Genomic DNA, 16,629 nt, shown 5'->3' on the forward strand with positions numbered 1-16,629 from the left:
CGCTACGGCCGCACGAGGGTCTTGATCGCGCGGCGCTCGTCCATCGCGGCGTACGCCTCGGCGATCTCCTCGAGCGGCAGCTCCAGGTCGAAGACGAGGCCCGGCTCGATCGCGCCGCTGAGCACGTCGGGCAGCAGCTCCGCCATGTAGCCGCGGACCGGCGCGACGCCGCCGTTGACGCCGACGTTCGAGCCGAACATCTGGCGCACGGGCAGCTCCGGGCCGCCGTTGGGGACGCCGACGTAGCCGACCATGCCGCCGGGGCGGGCCGAGTCGAGCGCCTGCTGCATCGACTCCTTGGTGCCCACGCACTCCAGGACGCAGTCGGCGCCGATGCCGTCGGTGAGCTCGCGGACGCGGGCCACGCCCTCGTCGCCGCGGGTGTCGACGATGTGGGTCGCGCCGAAGCGGGTGGCGAGCGCCTGGCGGGACTCGTGCCGCGACATCGCGATGATCGTCGTCGCGCCGAGGCGCTTGGCCGCCAGCACGGCGCAGAGGCCGACCGCGCCGTCACCGACGACCGCGACGGTGGAGCCCGCGGTGACGCCGGCCGAGACGGCGGCGTGGTGACCGGTGCCCATCACGTCGGCGAGGGTGAGCAGGCTCGGGATCAGCGTCGGGTCGACGTCGGTGCCGACCGGGAAGAGCGTGCCGTCGGCGAGCGGGACGCGGACCTTCTCGCCCTGCGCGCCGTCGGCGAAGCCCTGCTCGCCGACCTCGGCGCCCCACCAGCCGCCGGTGAGGCAGGAGGTCGAGACGCCGTTCGCGCAGTTGGCGCAGGTGCCGTCGCAGACGTAGAAGGGGGCGATCACGAAGTCGCCGACCGCGATGTCGTGCACGTCGTCGCCGATCTCCTCGACGACGCCGACGAACTCGTGGCCGATCCGGTGCGCCTCCTTCGTCGGGGTGACGCCGCGGTACGGCCAGAGGTCGGAGCCGCAGACGCACGCGGCGGTGACGCGCACGATCGCGTCGCGCCCGGTCGAGAGCACGGGGTCGGGCACCTCCTCGAGTCGGACGTCGCGCTCGCCGTGGATGATCGTTGCTCGCATGGGGACTCCTGATCGAGAGGGGGTGGGGGCTCGTCCACGGTACGCCGCCGTCGCGGGGCGGAAGGGTGGCCGGCCAGGGGCTTGCATGAACGCCCGCGGCTGCTACGGCGGCGCCTCCCGCCAGCCGTCGGCGCCGACGACGACGTGCGCGACGAAGCGCAGCCCGCAGGCCGCGCACGCCTCGGCCAGCGCCCGGGTCGCGGCGAGGTCGGAGGAGAGGACGTCCGCCGCGCCGGCGTGGCTGTGCGCGAGGCCGACGCCGGCCGCACCGCGCGCCAGGACCTCGGCGAGGATCTCGGCCACCGGCACCTCCGCGTGGGTGGGCGGTCCGTCGGCGAGCGCGATCACGTCGCGGACGGCCCCGGCGGCGGTCAGCGCGACGGCGAGCACGGTCTCGGTCGGCCGTGCGGCGAGCAGCGGCGTCACCAGCTCGGCGAGGCCGGCCGCGTCGACGACGCGCGCGGTCCGCCCGGCGCGGTTCATCCTCCGCCGCAGCTCGAAGGACGCGACGATGCGGCAGGCGGCGACCTCGCCGACGCCGCGCTGGCGGACCAGGTCGGCGACGCCCGCCCGCGACACCGCGTCGATGCCGCCGAAGCGTGCGAGCAGGCGCTGCGCGACGACCGTCGCGTTCGCCCCGCGGACCCCGCTGCCGATCAGCACGGCGAGCGTCTCGGCGTCGGTCAGCGCCTCGGGACCGCGGGCGCAGAGCCGCTCGCGCGGCCGCTCCTCGGGCGCGAGGTCGGCCATGCGGGCGCCGGCGGCGGGAGACGGGGAGTTCATGGGCGGGACGCTACCCGCCGACGCGACCCCGGCGAGGCGCCCGGGCTGCGTCTGTGGACGGCCCGTCCGCGATCACCCCCTGTGGAGGAGCCCCCGCCCCGAACCGCCCGTTCCATCCTCCAAAAGTTGCGGTAGTGGCGCGCGACTACCGCAACTTTTGAGGAATGGGAGAGGAGGGTCGGGGCGGGACGGGGGCGACAGGCGGGGCGGACCGGCCCGAGCTACGGCGTCGCGAGGCCCGCGGAGACCAGCAGGCCGTCCGGGCCCGCGTCGACGAGCACCACGTCGCCGTCGCGGATGGAGCCGTCGAGGAGGGCCGTCGCCAGCCGGTCGTCGATCTCCTGCTGCATCAGGCGGCGCAGCGGCCGGGCGCCGTACTGCGGGTCGTAGCCGCGCTCGGCCAGCCAGCCGCGGGCGGCGGGCGTCACGGCGAGGTCGAGACGTCGCTCCGCCAGCCGGCGCGAGAGGCGGTCGACGTAGAGCGAGACGATCTCGCCGAGCTCGGTGCGGTCGAGCGCCTCGAACACGACGATGTCGTCGAGCCGGTTCACGAACTCGGGCTTGAAGGCCTGGCGCACCATCTGCTGCACGGCCTCGACCTTCTGCGGGCGGGTCAGGGACTGGTCCACCAGGAACTGCGAGCCGAGGTTCGAGGTGAGGATGAGGATCGTGTTGCGGAAGTCGACCGTCCGCCCCTGGCCGTCGGTGAGCCGGCCGTCGTCGAGCACCTGCAGCAGCACGTCGAAGACCTCGGGGTGCGCCTTCTCGATCTCGTCGAGCAGCACGACCGAGTACGGCCGGCGGCGCACCGCCTCCGTCAGCTGGCCGCCCTGCTCGTAGCCGATGTAGCCGGGAGGGGCGCCGACCAGCCGCGAGACGGCGAACTTCTCGCCGTACTCCGACATGTCGATCCGCACCATCGCCTTCTCGTCGTCGAAGAGGTGGTCGGCGAGCGCCTTCGCCAGCTCGGTCTTGCCGACGCCGGTCGGTCCGAGGAAGAGGAAGGAGCCGGTGGGCCGGTCGGGGTCGGAGACGCCGGCGCGGGTGCGGCGGACGGCGCCGGCGACGGCCGAGACCGCCTCGTTCTGGCCGATGAGGCGCCGGTGCAGCTCGGTCTCGAGGTGCAGCAGCTTCTCGGTCTCGCCCTGCATCAGCCGGCCGACGGGGATGCCGGTCCAGGCGGCGATGACCGCGGCGATGTCGTCCGAGGTGACCTGCTCGTTGACCATGCGGCCCTCGGCCGGCTGCTCCTCCTGCTCGGCGGCCGCGAGCTCGCTCTCGGCGGCGGGGATGTCGCCGTAGAGCAGGCGGGAGGCGCGCTCGAGGTTGCCCTCGCGCTGGGCCCGCTCGGCCGCGATCCGCAGCGCGTCGAGCCGGTTCTTGAGATCGCCGATGCGGTTGAGGGAGGCGCGCTCGCGCTCCCAGCGCTGCTGCAGCTCGGCGAGGTGGGCGCCGCGGCGGGCGAGGTCCTCGCGCAGCGTCTCCAGCCGCGCCTTCGAGGCCTCGTCCTTCTCCTTCTTCAGCGCGAGCTCCTCGAGCTTCAGCCGGTCGACGGAGCGGCGCAGCTCGTCGATCTCGACCGGCGCGGAGTCGATCTCCATCCGCAGGCGCGAGGCGGCCTCGTCGATCAGGTCGATGGCCTTGTCCGGCAGCTGGCGGGCGGTGATGTAGCGGTTGGACAGCGAGGCGGCGGCGATCAGCGCGGAGTCGGCGATCGCGACCTTGTGGTGGGCCTCGTAGCGCTCCTTCAGCCCGCGGAGGATCGCGACCGTGTCCTCGACGGTCGGCTCGCCGACGAACACCTGCTGGAAGCGGCGCTCGAGGGCCGCGTCCTTCTCGATGTACTGGCGGTACTCGTCGAGCGTCGTGGCGCCGATCATCCGCAGCTCGCCGCGGGCCAGCATCGGCTTCAGCATGTTCGCCGCCGCCACAGAGCCCTCGCCACCGCCGGCGCCCATCAGCGTGTGCAGCTCGTCGATGAAGGTGATGATGCGGCCGCCGGAGTCGTTGATCTCGGCGAGGACGGCCTTCAGCCGCTCCTCGAACTCGCCGCGGTACTTCGCCCCCGCGATCAGCGCGGAGAGGTCGAGGCTGACGAGCCGCTTGCCCTTGAGGCTGTCGGCGACGTCGCCCGCGACGATCCGCTGCGCGAGCCCCTCGACGACCGCCGTCTTGCCGACGCCGGGCTCGCCGATGAGCACCGGGTTGTTCTTGGTGCGACGCGTGAGCACCTGGCTGACGCGGCGGATCTCGGCGTCCCGTCCGATGACCGGGTCGAGCTTGCCGCTCGCCGCGATCGCGGTCAGGTCGACGCCGTACTGCGCGAGAGCGGACGACTCGTCCTGCTGGGGTGTCCGACCGGCCTGCATCTGCATCTCCTCCTTGCGGTTCGAAAGTTGAGTTCGGGTGACTCAAGTTTACGCCCGTCGGAGCCGCCGCGGGGGAGGCGGCGAGTTCTCGAGGAGACGGCGCCGCAGATCAGGCGGTGAGGCGCCCGTCGCCGAGGCCGCCGCGGAGGGAGCCGAGCGCGTCGCGGAGGACCGCGCGCAGCCGCGACTCGCGGACGCCCGTGAGCGCGGCGATCTCGGGCTGGGAGTAGCGGCCGGCCACGGCGAGCAGCAGCAGCTCGCGGTCCGGGCAGGCCAGTGCGAGGAGCCCCTCGGCGAGCGGGCGGCGCGAGCCCTCCCGGGAGGAGCCGAGCGTCTCGCAGAGCACCTCGAGCAGCCAGAGCACCGGCTCCGGGGCGCTGGCGCCCTCCCGGGCACGGCGCCAGACGGCGGCGAAGGCCTCGGTGCAGAGCCGGTCGCGCGTGGAGGCGTCGGCGTGCACCGTGGCGATCGAGGCGGAGAAGAGCCCGCCGAAGCGGTCGAACAGCTCGGCGAACGCGGCGCGGTCACCGGTCGCGACGGCCCGGAGCAGGCGCGCGGCCGTCTCGGCCAGGGCAGGGCGGACCCGCTCCGCACTCGCGTCGTCGCCACCTGCATGCATCTGCACAGAGTGTCACTGGAAGCCGGACCTCGGCACTGCTTGCGATCACACCCGTCAGGGGGTATCGGCCCCGCGCCGCGCTCGCCTGTCACGGCTCCGCGCTCTCCGGCGGCGTCCTTCCGGGGATCAGGAGCCCGGCGACGGCGCAGATCGGGAGGGCGGCGTGGTGCGGATCCGGCGCGCATGGGCGGGCTCCGCGACGGCTATCGCGCCGAGCCCTCCCGCCGGCGCGACGTCGGTGCCCCGGCGGCCCTCCTCAGAGCTTCGGCCAGCGCGCCCGGGCGAAGCAGAACGCGCCGTAGGCGATCAGCCCGACGGCGACGACGCCGAGCAGCACCACGCCGAACGGCAGCTCGGTCAGCGTCTTCAGCGCCTCGTCCAGGCCGCCCGCCTGCGCCGGGTCGTGCGTGACGGCGGCGATGATCACGAGGATCCCGAGCACGCCGAGCACGACGCCCTTCGCGACGTAGCCCGCGATGCCGAGACCGGTGACGACGCGGCCGGCCGTCCCGCCCGGCAGTGCGACGTTCTCGAGGAACTTCTTCGACGCGCCCCGGTAGACGAAGACGCCGCCGACCGCGAGGATCGCGAGCCCGGCGATCACGAGCAGCACCACTCCGCCGGGAGCGGCGAGGACCTGCGCGCTCGCGCTCTCGGACGTCTCGGACGAGTCGGAGCTGCCGCCCAGCGCGAAGCGGAGGGTCGTGATGCCGAGCGCGAGGTAGACGACGGCCTTCGCCGCCTCCTTGAGGCGGCTGCCCCAGCGCGACGCCGCGCTGTCGCCGCCCGCCACGAGGAACGCTTCGAGCGCGCCCCAGAGCGCGAGACCGAAGAGCCCGATCGCGCAGACCCAGAGCACGACCAGTCCGCCGGGCTGCGCGGCGAGCGAGCCGAGCGCGCCGGACTGGTCCGCCTCGCCCTGGCCGCCGGTCGCGATCTGCAGGGCGATGACGCCGATGAGGACGTGGACGAGGCCGTTCGCGGCGTAGCCCCCGCGGGCGAGGGTGCGCACCGCGGTCGAGTCCTGAGCGTCGTCGGCGGCGCGCTTGGCCTGGGTTCCTGAAGGAGTGTTCACGGTCCGGACGGTACGCGGTTCCGCCCCCCGGCGTCGAACCGGGAGCCTGATCCCCCGTTCCAGGGGCGCGGGTTCACCGACCGGACACCTCGCGTTTCCACACCCTCTGCTCGGCCGGATCCGCTGCGGGACGGGCGATCCGCGGCGGCGGGCACCGGCGAGGACGCCCGTTCTCCACATCTCTCCACAGGTTTGTCCACAGCTGTGGAGATCTCTCGATCCTCTAGCGGAAAGGCCTGGCCGCGACCGTCGCGATCACACGTCGATCGCGCGGACCAGGCCGTCCTGGACGCTGCCGAGCCAGTCGTAGACCGCGCGGATCGCCTGGCCGGTCTCGCCGTCGGGCTCGACGTCGTCGGTGTCGACGATGCCGAGGCGGGCGGCGAGGGCGAGGCGCATGTCGGTGAGCCCGCGGAGCCAGGACAGCGCCTGCGGCGGCTCGAGCCGGACGGCGACCTCGCCGAGACCGGCGAAGACGCGGGCGTGGCCGGAGCCCTCGCCCGCGTCGAGCGCAGCGGTGATCGCGCGGGCGTCGTCCATCTTGCGGCCGGCCAGATCCGGGGCGGTGAAGCGGCGGAACTCGGCGGCGGCCTCGTCGTCGTCGCGGTAGGCGTCGGGCAGCAGCCGCGCCAGCGCCGGGTCGTTGCGCGCGTCCTCGCTCGTCCCGCGGTCGAGCAGCTCGAGCATCTCGCCGGCGAGGTGGCGGAGGATCCCGGCCTCCTCGCGGTCGAAGCGGGCGACGGCGGCACCGGAGGAGTCGCGGCGGAAGGAGCGCATCAGGGCCTGCCCGCCGTGAGTCGAGCGGTCATGCGTCGGCCTTCTGCAGTGTCGCCCACAGGCCGTAGCCGTGCATCGCCTCCACGTGCCGCTCCATCTCCTCGCGGTTGCCGGTCGCGACCACAGCGCGCCCCTCCGTGTGCACCTGGAGCATGAGCCGCTCGGCCTCGGACCGGCCGAAGCCGAAGTAGCTGCGGAACACGTAGGACACGTACGACATCAGGTTGACCGGGTCGTCCCAGACGAGCACGACCCACGGCAGCTCGGCGGCCGAGCGGGTCGCCAGCCGCTCGTCGGCGCGCTCGATCGTGTCCACCATCCCTCCAGCCTAGGTCGCAGCGACGGGCGTCTCCCTGCCTGCGGCCTCGCTGGTCGAGCAGCCCTCTCCATGCTGGTCGGGTAGACGCCTCCGGCGGCGTCTCGAGACCCGGCCTCTGCGAAACGGTGGATCTCGATACGCCCGCTCCGCGGGCTACTCGATCGGCATGAGGGGAGGCTCAGGCCGACAGGCGCGGCAGCACCTCGCGGGCGAAGAAGTCGAGGTGGTCGAGGTCCTGGAGGTCCATGAACTGGAGGTAGACGCGCTCGGCGCCGCCCTCGCGCAGGGACTCGAGGCGGTCGACGGTCTCGTCGACGCCGCCGGCGACGCCGTGCTCGCGCAGCTCGGCGGGCTCGCGGCCGATCGCCGCGGCGCGCCGGACGAACTCCGCCTCGTCCGCTCCGCCGACCGCGATCAGCGCGACCGAGTGCACGAGCGAGGACGGCTCGCGCCCGATCGCGACGCAGGCCTCGTCGACGCGCTCGAACGCGCCGGGGATCGCGTCGAACTCGGGGAAGGGCAGGTTGAACTCGCTGGCGAAGCGGGCCGCGAGCCGCGGGGTCCGCTTGGGTCCTCCTCCCCCGACGATCACCGGCAGCGGCAGGCGCGCGGGCTTGGGCAGCGCGGGCGAGTCGGTCAGCGTGTAGTGCTCGCCCGCGAACGAGTAGCGCTCGCCGACCGGCGTCGACCAGAGGCCGGTGACGATCTCGAGCTGCTCCTCGAGCAGGTCGAAGCGACGCGGCGGGAAGTCGATGCCGTACGCGGCGTGCTCCTCCTCGAACCAGCCGGTGCCGAGCCCGAGCTCGACGCGGCCGCCCGACATCGCGTCGACCTGGGCGACCTGGATGGCGAGGATCCCCGGCGGCCGGTAGGTGACGGAGGAGACGAGGGTGCCGAGCGCGATCCGCTCGGTCTCGCGCGCGAGGCCCGCGAGGGTCGTCCAGGCGTCGGTCGGGCCGGGGCCGGGATCGCCGTCGCCCATCCGGAGATAGTGGTCGGAGCGGAAGAAGCCGTCGTAGCCGAGGGCTTCGGTGGCCTGCGCGACCGCGAGGAGATCCTCGTAGCTCGCGCCCTGCTGGGGTTCGGTGAAGACTCTGAACTGCACGGGTCCAGCCTGCCGCACCGACCCGAGCGCACGCTCCGCCTGCGCCCGCGCCGCGGCCCCCGTGTACGGTGGAGCTTTTGCCGTCGACGAGAGGCCCGCGCAATGCCCGAGCAGAAGACGTCCGAGAGGCCCCCGCAGCGCCTCGCCCGCTGGGTGTTCTGGCCGGCCGCGGTGATCACGCTCTCGATCGCCGCGTTCGCGATCCTCGCCCCCGAGGTCGCCACCGAGGTCTTCGCCTCCCTGCAGACCACCGTCGTCAACACCTTCAGCTGGTACTACGTGCTGATCGCCGCGGTCTTCGTCGCCTTCGCGATCTGGATGGGCGTCAGCCGCTTCGGCGACATCACGCTCGGCGCCGACGACGACGAGCCCGAGTTCTCGATGCTCTCCTGGATCTCGCTGCTCTTCGCCGCCGGGATGGGCATCGGCCTCGTCTTCTACGGCGTCGCGGAGCCGCTCACCCACTTCGCCACCCCGCGCCCCGGCGTCACCGGCACCGAGACGGAGCTCGCGCAGAGCGCCATCTCGCAGACCTATCTGCACTGGGGCGTGCACGCCTGGTCGATCTACGTCGTCGTCGGCCTCGCCCTCGCCTACGCGATCCACCGCCGCAAGCGCCCGGTGTCGATCCGCTGGGCGCTCGAGCCGCTGCTGGGCCGTCGCGTCCGCGGCGGCTGGGGCAACGCCATCGACGTGGTCGCCCTCGTCGGCACGATGTTCGGCGTCGCCACCTCGCTCGGCCTCGGCGTCACGCAGATCTCCGCGGGACTGGAGGCGAGCGGCATCGTCGACTCCTCGCTCACGGTGCAGATCATCGTGATCGCGGTCGTGACGGCGCTCACCGTGTTCTCGCTCGTCTCCGGTGTGGGCAAGGGCATGAAGTGGCTCTCGACCGGCAACCTGCTGCTCGCCGCCGCGCTGCTCGTGTTCGTGCTGGTCGCCGGCCCGACCCAGTTCCTGCTGCGCGAGTTCGTGCAGTCGCTCGGCAATTACCTGCAGAACTTCATCGGCCTCACCTTCACGGTCAGCGCCTACGCCGGCCAGGAGGGCGAGGCCTGGCAGGCGACCTGGACGACGTTCTACTGGGGCTGGTGGATGTCGTGGGCGCCGTTCGTCGGCATCTTCATCGCCCGGGTCTCGAAGGGCCGCACCGTCCGCGAGTTCGTCGCGGGCGTGCTGCTGGTGCCGACCATCATGACCTTCCTCTGGTTCAGCGTGCTCGGCGGCACCGCGCTCTACCGCGAGCTGTACGGCGACGGCGGGCTCGTCGGCGCCGACGGCTCGGTCAGCACCGACGCGGCGCTCTTCTCGATGCTGCAGGGCCTGCCCGCGGGCTCGGTGCTCACGGTCGGCGCGATCGTCCTGATCGGCATCTTCTTCGTCACCTCCGCCGACTCCGGCGCCCTGGTGATGGCGATGATCGCCACCGGCGGCGAGGCGGAGCCGCGCAACGGCATCCGCATCTTCTTCGCGCTCGCGACGGCGCTGCTCGCGCTCTCGCTGCTGATCGCCGGCGGACTCGACGCCCTGCAGACGGCCGCGATCCTCTCGGCGCTGCCGTTCAGCGTGGTGATGATCCTGATGTGCGTCGCGACGGTGATCGCCTTCCGGAGGGAGATCCGCGCCTACGACCGCGCCCGCCGGGCCGCTTTCGTCGGCGACATCGGCTCGTTCTACGGCCTCGAGGTGGAGGAGCCGCTCGAGCGCGAGCCGGCGCACCCGCTGAAGCGGCTGGCGCAGCGGATCAAGCCGGGGCCGACCCCGCGGGAGTAGGCGGACGATCATGCTGGTCGAGTAGCCGCCGCAGGCGGCGTATCGAGACCCGGCGACGCCGCTCGCGTCGTGCCCGGCGCGCTCACCGTACGATCGCCTCGCACGAGACCGACGTCCGCACCCGCGTCCTCAGGAGCACCCGCATGACCGATCCCCGCCCGCTGCTCTTCAACGCGTTCGTGATGAACACGCCGTCGCACATCCACCACGGCCAGTGGCGGCGGCCCGGGGCGCGGCCCGGCGCGTTCGAGGACCTGGGGCACTGGATCGAGGTCGCGAGGACGCTCGAGCGCGGGGTGTTCGACGCGATCTTCTTCGCGGACGTCGTGGGCACCTACGGGGCGGTCGGCGCTCCGCTCGAGGTGAACGCGCGCGAGGGACTGCAGCTGCCGAACAACGACCCGTCGATCCTGCTCGCCGCGCTGATCGGCTCGACCGAGCACCTGGGACTGGCGATGACGAGCTCGATCCTGCAGGCGCACCCGTTCGAGTTCGCGCGGCGGATGTCGACGCTCGACCACCTCTCGAAGGGCCGGGTCGCCTGGAACATCGTCACCAGCTACCAGGAGAACGCGGCCCGCAACTTCGGCCTCGACCGCCTGACCGAGCACGACGACCGCTACGCGCAGGCCGAGGAGTACCTCGACGTCGTCTACAAGCTGTGGGAAGGGTCGTGGGACGACGACGCCTCGGTCCGCGACCAGGCCGGCGCGTACTCCCGTCCGGAGTCGGTGCACCGCATCGACCACGCCGGCGCGAGCTACCGGGTCGAGGGCCCGCACCTCTCGGCGCCGTCGCCCCAGCGCACGCCGTTCCTCTTCCAGGCCGGCTCCTCCCCCGCAGGGCGGGCCTTCGCGGCCCGGCACGCGGAGGCGCAGTTCGTCGGCGGCTCGACGACGGAGCAGACCCGCGAGCTGATCGCCTCGACGCGGGCGCTCACGGAGGCGGCGGGGCGCCGGGGCGACGACGTGCTGTTCTTCTCACCCCTGTCGGTGATCGTGGGCAGCACCGAGCGCGAGGCCCGGGAGCGCGAGGCCGAGCTCGACGAGTACAGCAGCGTCGACGCCCACCTGCTGCACGCGGGGCTGAGCGTCGACCAGGCCGACGGGACGCCCTTCCCGCCCGAGACGAGGCTGCGCGACATCGTCACCAACGGGAATCGCAGCACGCTCGAGTCGATGATCCGGCTGCTGCCCGACCGGGACGCGACCGTCGCGGACCTGGCGCGACTCACCGTCGGCCGGCACCAGCGCGTCGTCGGGACGCCCGAGCAGATCGCCGACCGGCTGTCGGAGCTGCGCGACGCGGGCGTCGACGGCATCAACCTCGCGCACTGGACGCTGCCCGACAGCTACGTCGAGTTCGTCGACGAGGTGATGCCGGTGCTGCGGGCGCGCGGCCTCGCCCGCTCGGAGTACGCGCCCGGCGGGCTGCGCGAGCGGCTGACCGGCGCCGCGCGGCTGAACCCGCGGCACCCGGCGGCGCGCCACCGCGGGGCGTTCCGCGGCTGACGAGGGTCGGCCGCCTCGTCACTGGCCGCCCGCAGCGACGTCAGCCGTCGAGCGTGTGCACAGCTCAGGCCGGCAGCGGCGGATCGTGTTTTCGGACCGATCCGGCCCTTCCAGCCTCAGTTGTGCACGCGCCGGGCCGGAGCCCGGTCCGTCGCTCAGCTGGGCGAGGGGACGAAGGGGTGCTCCGGCGGGTCCTGGTCGTCGTCGAGGCGCGCATCGTCGTCGAGACGGGAGTCGGCTCCCTCGTCGGTCGCCTCTCCGGTCGCCTCCGTGTCGTCGACCTCGGCCGGGTCCTCCGGGGGGACCGGCAGGGAGTCGGCGTCGGGACGGGTGGTGTCGGTGACGTCCTCGGGGGCGTCGAAGCCGAAGCTGCTCATGGTGTCCTCTCCGCGGCGCACCGGGAGGCGGCGCCGCTGCGGGCAGCCTAGGTCGCGCCTCCGGGCCCGGTCACCTGCTTGACGACGCCGCCCACTGCGAGAACCTTCGGCACGCGGATCCGACCTCGGCACGCGGGATCGCGCGATTCCGGCAGCCGGACGATGTTCCACGAGCCGGAGGTCGGCGAGCGCGGACCGCAGGGGAGCGAGCGGAAGCACGCGGCCGCTGCGACCGTCAGTGCACGTACTCCAGCAGGTCGACGCCCAGCGTGCGCATGCCGTCGAGCACCGCGAGGCGGTAGCGCAGGCTCGAGTCGTCGAACTGCGTGATGACGGCGTAGGCGACGCCGGCGCGCGGGCCGCGGAGCACGCCGACCTCGGCGCGGACGCCCACGTCGGTGCCGGTCCGGTTGACGAGCAGGACGCCGTGGTCGGGCTGCCGGTGCGAGAGCGCGTCGAGGCCGAAGGCGGAGGCGACCATCGACAGGTCGCTGTTCAGCGAGAGCCAGCCGATGACGCGCGAGCTGACCGCGGGGTCGACGACCTCGCCGTTCGCGAGGGTCGCGAGCAGCCAGGTCAGCTCGCTGGCCGAGCCGATGGAGAGCTGCGGAGCGTCGTCCGGACCGCGCTCGTCGCGGACGACGTCGAGCAGAGCGGTGCGCGAGAGGCCGAGCGCCTCGGCCCGCTCGCGGACGGCGTCGAGTCCGACCCGGCGCAGGAGGACGTTGGTGGCCAGGTTGTCGCTGGTCGCGCCGACGAGGGCGGCGAGATCCGCGATCGGCATCGACGGGATCTGCAGGTGCTGCCAGATCCCCGTGCCGGTGACGGCGTCGGCGGCGGTGCGGTCGACGAGGCGCAGGTTCTCCTGCGGGTCGGTGGCGAGCCGCGCCGCGACCTCGACCAGGAGCACGATCGTGCCGACGGACGCCGTCGGCATGGAGACGGAGTCGTCGACCGCGAAGAGGGCGCGGCCGGTGCCGAGGTCGACCGCGCGGGCCGACACCACGACGCCGTCCAGGGCGAGCCGGCCGAGCGCGTCGAAGCCGCGCTGGAAGTCGTCGTGGTCGTAGTCGCCCTTGTGGCGGCCGCGGCGGGCGCGACGACTCTCGCGACGGGTCTCGTGGGCGGGGATCACCACGGCTGCGGCCTCTCTCCGGGTCGGTGGAACGGTCGGTGCGGAGGGGAGGAGCGGGGTCCACCGCGACGACGCGTCGGTGGACGGACGGCGCGGAAGGCATCGGTCGGCTCTCGATGCCCGCCGCTCGCCCGTGGTGCGGGACGGCAGTCGGCGGCGACTACCAGATGGCGACGCGCTCGCTCGGCGGGAGCCAGAGGGAGTCGCCTTCGGTGACGTCAAAAGTAGCGTAGAACTCGTCCAGGTTCCGGACGATCTGGTTGCAGCGGAACTCCGACGGCGAGTGCGGGTCGATGGCGAGCAGGCGGATCGTCTCCTCGTCGCGCGCCTTCTGCTGCCAGGCCTGCGCCCAGGAGAGGAAGAAGCGCTGCGCGCCGGTCAGGCCGTCGATCACGGGCGACTCCTCGCCGTCGAGCGAGAGCAGGTAGGCCTTCCACGCGATGCCGAGACCGCCGAGGTCGCCGATGTTCTCGCCGATGGTGAGCGCGCCGTTGACGTGGTGGCCGGGCGTCGTCGCGGGAGCGAGGGCGTCGTACTGCGCGATGAGGGCCTTCGTGCGCTCCTCGAACGCGGCCCGGTCGTCCTCGGTCCACCAGTCGGTCAGGCGGCCGTCGCCGTCGAAGCGCGAGCCCTGGTCGTCGAAGCCGTGGCCGATCTCGTGGCCGATCACCGCGCCGATCGCGCCGTAGTTGGCCGCGGCGTCGCGGGACTCGTCGAAGAAGGGGAACTGCAGGATCGCGGCGGGGAAGACGATCTCGTTGAAGCCGGGGTTGTAGTACGCGTTGATGGTCTGCGGCGTCATGAACCACTCGTCGCGGTCCAGCGGCTTGCCGATCTTGCCGAGCTCGCGGTCGAACTCGAAGGCGGCGACGCGGCGGGCGTTGCCGACCAGGTCGGCCGGGTCGATCGAGAGAGCGGAGTAGTCGCGCCAGCGGACCGGGTAGCCGATCTTCGGCGTGAACTTCGCGAGCTTCTCCAGCGCGCGCTCGCGGGTGTCGGCGCCCATCCACTCGAGATCCACGATCGAGCGGCGGTAGGCCTCGATCAGGTTCGCGACGAGGACGTCCATCGCGGCCTTCGCCGTCTCGGGGAAGTGCCGCTCGACGTAGATCCGGCCGACGGCCTCGCCGAGCGAGCCCTCGACGAGCGAGACGGCGCGCTTCCAGCGCTCGCGCTTCTGCGGCGTGCCGGTGAGCGTGCGGCCGTAGAAGTCGAAGTTGGCGTCGACGAAGTCGCTGGAGAGGTACGCCGCGGCGCCGCGGATCACCTGCCAGGACAGCCAGTCGCGCCAGGCGGGGAGGCGGTCGTCGGTCAGCAGGCCGGCGAGCCCCTCGAGGAAGCTCGGCTGGCGCACGACGACCTCGGCGAGCGCCCCCTCCGGCGCGCCCATCGCGGTCAGCCAGACGTCGAGGTCGATGCCGGCGGCGAGCTCGGTGACCTCGGCCCAGGAGCGGAGGTTGTAGGTGGCCTGGCTGTCGCGGCTGCGCACCTTGTCCCAGTGCACGGCGGCGAGGTCGGTCTCGAGCGCGACGATGCGCTCGGCGCGCGACTCCGGCGAGTCGATGCCGGCGAACCCGAGCATCCGGGCGACGAAGGGCAGGTACGCCTCGCGGACGGAGGCGAACTCCTCCTCGCGGTAGTAGCTCTCGTCGGGCAGGCCGAGGCCGCCCTGGTTGACGAACACGAGGTAGCGCTCGGGGTCGCCCGGGTCGTTGTCGACGAAGAGGCCGAAGAGGCCGGGGACGCCTGCGCGCTCGAAGGTGCCGACGGCCTGCAGCAGCGCGGCGATCGAGTCGACGCGCTGCACGGCCGCGAGGTCGTCGGCGAGCGGGGCGGCGCCGAGCTCCTCGGCGCGCGCCTCGTCGAGGAAGGAGGTGTAGAGGTCGCCGAACATGCGCGCCTCGGTGCCCTGCGGGGCGGACTGCGCCTCGACGATGATGTCGCGGACCGCCTTCTCCGCCTCCTCCTGGAGCACGTGGAAGGAGCCGTAGCGCGCTTTGTCGCTCGGGATCTCGGTGCGGTCGATCCACAGCCCGTTGACGTGGCGGTAGAGGTCGTCCTGCGGACGCGTCGCCGGGTCGAGTTCGGAGAGGTCGATACCGGAGCGAGGCGTCGTCGAGGTCATGGCGTCAAGCCTACGTCGGGGGTCGGACACCGCGGCCCCGGGGCGCGGGTCCGGCTCGCCGAACCGCCCCCGGCACGCGGGAACCGGCCGATTCGACGAGCCGGAGCCGATTCTGCGTGCCCGAGGTGCTTCAGTCAGCGGCTCCGGCACGCGCGAGCGCCTCCGGCACGCGAGAACCGGACGATCCGGCGAGCCGGAGCGGATTCCGCGAGCCGGAGGTCAGCCACCGGCCGCAGGACGCGGCTCAGCCGGCGAGCTGCTCCTCGACGTAGGCGCGGATCGGGGTGGTCGGGCGGCCGATCAGGCGGGCGAGCGAGCCGTCGGTCTCGCCGAGGAGGCCGTCGGCGATGTTCGCGTCGAGGCCGACGACGAAGCCGACGCCGCCCTCGGGGACGCCGGCCTCGGTGAGGATGCGGGTGTGCTCGGCGGAGTCGACGTGCGTGATCGCGGCGTCGCGGCCGGCGACCTCGCCGACGAGGGCGGCGAGCTCGTCGAAGGTCCAGGCGGTGTCGCCGGAGAGCTCGTGCACCGAGCCGACGAGGGAGGCGTCGAGCAGGGCGACGGCGGCCGCCTCGGCGTAGTCGGTGCGGGCAGCGCTGGAGACGCGGCCGTCGCCGGCGCTGGAGAGGGTGGTGCCGGTCGAGGCGAGCTCGGCGACGGTCTGCGCGTAGTTCTCGTTGTACCAGCCGTTGCGGAGGATCACGGCGGGGAGGCCCGCGGCGGCGATCGCCTCCTCCGTCGCCTTGTGCTCGGGGGCCAGGATCAGAGGGCTGGTCGTCGCCTTCGGCGCACTCGTGTAGACCAGGCGCGCGCCGGCGCGGGCGGCGGCCTCGATCGCGGCGGTGTGCTGCGCGACGCGCTTGCCCACCTCCGAGCCGGAGACGAGCAGCACGGCCTCGGCGCCGGAGAAGGCGGCGTCGAGCGAGGCCGGGTCCTCGAAGTCGGCGACGGCGGTGCGGACACCGAGGTCGGCGGCGAGCGCCTCGAGCTTGGCGGCGGCGCGGCCGGTGGCGACGATGTCGGAGGCGGCGGTGCCGCGGGCGAGCAGGTGCTCGACGGCGAGACGGCCGAGGTGGCCGGTGGCTCCGGTGACGACGAGGGTCATGGGGGTGGTCCTTCCGTTCGGGAGACGGCGGGTGGGGCGCCGTCGGAGAGGGGAACCGGGCCGCACCGCCAGAACTTCCCGGAATGCAGTACCCACTATTTGGTTAGTACTCCTGTGACCATCATCGAGAGCCCTCTCCTCACCGGCGACGTCTACTCCGCCGACTGCCCGAGCCGCGAGGTCTTCGGCCACGTCACGAGCAAGTGGGGCGTGCTCGTCCTCGCCGCCCTGGCCGAGCGCGGCCTGCGCTGGGGCGAGCTGCGGCGGCGGATCGGCGGCATCAGCGAGAAGATGCTGGCGCAGACCCTCCGCACCCTCGAGGAGGACGGCTTCGTGCACCGGGAGGCGCACGCCGTCATCCCGCCGCGGGTCGACTACGCGCTGACCCCGCTCGGGGCCGAGCTGGCCGAGCGGCTGCTGCCGGTGGTCGAGTGGATCGCGGACAACGTCGGCGCGGTGCTGGCCGCCCGGGACGCCCGCCGGAGCGACGAAGGATAGCCTCAC

15 protein-coding genes are annotated in these 16,629 nt (G+C 73.2%); 3 read left to right on the plus strand and 12 right to left on the minus strand.

Annotated elements, in window-relative coordinates:
- Window positions 1-2: 2 nt before the first annotated feature.
- From MT350_RS00475 to MT350_RS00510, 8 genes are all read right to left on the minus strand, one after another.
- Window positions 3-1,052: a zinc-dependent alcohol dehydrogenase family protein gene (locus tag MT350_RS00475; RefSeq protein WP_127887857.1), complete on the minus strand. Its 1,050-nt coding sequence runs from the start codon at window positions 1,050-1,052 to the stop codon at window positions 3-5.
- A gap of 102 nt (window positions 1,053-1,154) precedes the next feature.
- Window positions 1,155-1,835 (minus strand): RadC family protein, encoded by a 681-nt coding sequence (locus tag MT350_RS00480; RefSeq protein WP_243615229.1) that lies wholly within the window; start codon window positions 1,833-1,835, stop codon window positions 1,155-1,157.
- Window positions 1,836-2,056: 221 nt separating this feature from the next.
- Window positions 2,057-4,204, minus strand: coding sequence for an ATP-dependent Clp protease ATP-binding subunit (locus MT350_RS00485; RefSeq protein WP_123706241.1), 2,148 nt, complete (start codon window positions 4,202-4,204; stop codon window positions 2,057-2,059).
- Between the two features lie 109 nt (window positions 4,205-4,313).
- On the minus strand, window positions 4,314-4,823 hold the full coding sequence (locus MT350_RS00490; RefSeq protein WP_243599361.1) for a hypothetical protein: 510 nt from the start codon (window positions 4,821-4,823) through the stop codon (window positions 4,314-4,316).
- A gap of 256 nt (window positions 4,824-5,079) precedes the next feature.
- On the minus strand, window positions 5,080-5,898 hold the full coding sequence (locus MT350_RS00495; protein ID WP_243599362.1) for a DUF1206 domain-containing protein: 819 nt from the start codon (window positions 5,896-5,898) through the stop codon (window positions 5,080-5,082).
- A gap of 255 nt (window positions 5,899-6,153) precedes the next feature.
- Complete coding sequence (locus tag MT350_RS00500) at window positions 6,154-6,675, minus strand: DUF2017 domain-containing protein (protein ID WP_243581408.1); 522 nt, start codon at window positions 6,673-6,675, stop codon at window positions 6,154-6,156.
- Window positions 6,676-6,703: 28 nt separating this feature from the next.
- Window positions 6,704-6,994, minus strand: a complete 291-nt coding sequence (gene clpS, locus MT350_RS00505) for an ATP-dependent Clp protease adapter ClpS (protein WP_243615230.1) — start codon at window positions 6,992-6,994, stop codon at window positions 6,704-6,706.
- A gap of 178 nt (window positions 6,995-7,172) precedes the next feature.
- Entirely contained in the window at window positions 7,173-8,099 is a 927-nt protein-coding gene (locus MT350_RS00510) for an LLM class F420-dependent oxidoreductase (protein WP_243599363.1), read from the minus strand.
- 102 nt (window positions 8,100-8,201) lie between these two features.
- On the opposite strand from MT350_RS00510, the gene MT350_RS00515 reads away from it, so the two are divergent.
- Complete coding sequence (locus tag MT350_RS00515) at window positions 8,202-9,872, plus strand: BCCT family transporter (protein ID WP_243599364.1); 1,671 nt, start codon at window positions 8,202-8,204, stop codon at window positions 9,870-9,872.
- 143 nt (window positions 9,873-10,015) lie between these two features.
- The gene (locus tag MT350_RS00520; protein ID WP_243599365.1) at window positions 10,016-11,383 is read left to right on the plus strand and encodes an NtaA/DmoA family FMN-dependent monooxygenase; all 1,368 of its coding nucleotides are present in this window, start codon (window positions 10,016-10,018) and stop codon (window positions 11,381-11,383) included.
- Between the two features lie 155 nt (window positions 11,384-11,538).
- Here the strand turns inward: MT350_RS00520 and MT350_RS00525 are convergent, their stop codons facing one another.
- The 4 genes from MT350_RS00525 to MT350_RS00540 form a co-directional block, all read right to left on the minus strand.
- The gene (locus MT350_RS00525; protein ID WP_123706052.1) at window positions 11,539-11,760 is read right to left on the minus strand and encodes a hypothetical protein; all 222 of its coding nucleotides are present in this window, start codon (window positions 11,758-11,760) and stop codon (window positions 11,539-11,541) included.
- Window positions 11,761-11,995: 235 nt separating this feature from the next.
- Complete coding sequence (locus MT350_RS00530; RefSeq protein WP_123447174.1) at window positions 11,996-12,898, minus strand: serine hydrolase; 903 nt, start codon at window positions 12,896-12,898, stop codon at window positions 11,996-11,998.
- A 157-nt stretch (window positions 12,899-13,055) separates the two neighbouring features.
- Window positions 13,056-15,020, minus strand: a complete 1,965-nt coding sequence (locus MT350_RS00535; protein WP_243599366.1) for a M13 family metallopeptidase — start codon at window positions 15,018-15,020, stop codon at window positions 13,056-13,058.
- Between the two features lie 244 nt (window positions 15,021-15,264).
- Window positions 15,265-16,125, minus strand: a complete 861-nt coding sequence (locus MT350_RS00540) for an NmrA family NAD(P)-binding protein (protein ID WP_243599367.1) — start codon at window positions 16,123-16,125, stop codon at window positions 15,265-15,267.
- Window positions 16,126-16,239: 114 nt separating this feature from the next.
- On the opposite strand from MT350_RS00540, the gene MT350_RS00545 reads away from it, so the two are divergent.
- Window positions 16,240-16,623 (plus strand): helix-turn-helix domain-containing protein, encoded by a 384-nt coding sequence (locus MT350_RS00545; RefSeq protein WP_243581413.1) that lies wholly within the window; start codon window positions 16,240-16,242, stop codon window positions 16,621-16,623.
- The last annotated feature ends 6 nt before the right edge of the window (window positions 16,624-16,629 follow it).

Origin of the sequence: Rathayibacter sp. VKM Ac-2928 (genome assembly GCF_022815545.1) — a bacterium.
Lineage (GTDB): Bacteria > Actinomycetota > Actinomycetes > Actinomycetales > Microbacteriaceae > Rathayibacter > Rathayibacter festucae.

Excerpts from the sequence above, each read along its gene's own strand:
- MT350_RS00475 (WP_127887857.1), bottom strand. The coding sequence starts at position 1,052 with ATGCGAGCAACGATCATCCACGGCGAGCGCGACGTCCGACTCGAGGAG.
- MT350_RS00480 (WP_243615229.1), bottom strand. The coding sequence starts at position 1,835 with ATGAACTCCCCGTCTCCCGCCGCCGGCGCCCGCATGGCCGACCTCGCG.
- MT350_RS00485 (WP_123706241.1), bottom strand. The coding sequence starts at position 4,204 with ATGCAGGCCGGTCGGACACCCCAGCAGGACGAGTCGTCCGCTCTCGCG.
- MT350_RS00490 (WP_243599361.1), bottom strand. The coding sequence starts at position 4,823 with ATGCATGCAGGTGGCGACGACGCGAGTGCGGAGCGGGTCCGCCCTGCC.
- MT350_RS00500 (WP_243581408.1), bottom strand. The coding sequence starts at position 6,675 with ATGCGCTCCTTCCGCCGCGACTCCTCCGGTGCCGCCGTCGCCCGCTTC.
- clpS (WP_243615230.1), bottom strand. The coding sequence starts at position 6,994 with ATGGTGGACACGATCGAGCGCGCCGACGAGCGGCTGGCGACCCGCTCG.
- MT350_RS00515 (WP_243599364.1), top strand. The coding sequence starts at position 8,202 with ATGCCCGAGCAGAAGACGTCCGAGAGGCCCCCGCAGCGCCTCGCCCGC.
- MT350_RS00520 (WP_243599365.1), top strand. The coding sequence starts at position 10,016 with ATGACCGATCCCCGCCCGCTGCTCTTCAACGCGTTCGTGATGAACACG.
- MT350_RS00525 (WP_123706052.1), bottom strand. The coding sequence starts at position 11,760 with ATGAGCAGCTTCGGCTTCGACGCCCCCGAGGACGTCACCGACACCACC.
- MT350_RS00535 (WP_243599366.1), bottom strand. The coding sequence starts at position 15,020 with ATGACCTCGACGACGCCTCGCTCCGGTATCGACCTCTCCGAACTCGAC.
- MT350_RS00540 (WP_243599367.1), bottom strand. The coding sequence starts at position 16,125 with ATGACCCTCGTCGTCACCGGAGCCACCGGCCACCTCGGCCGTCTCGCC.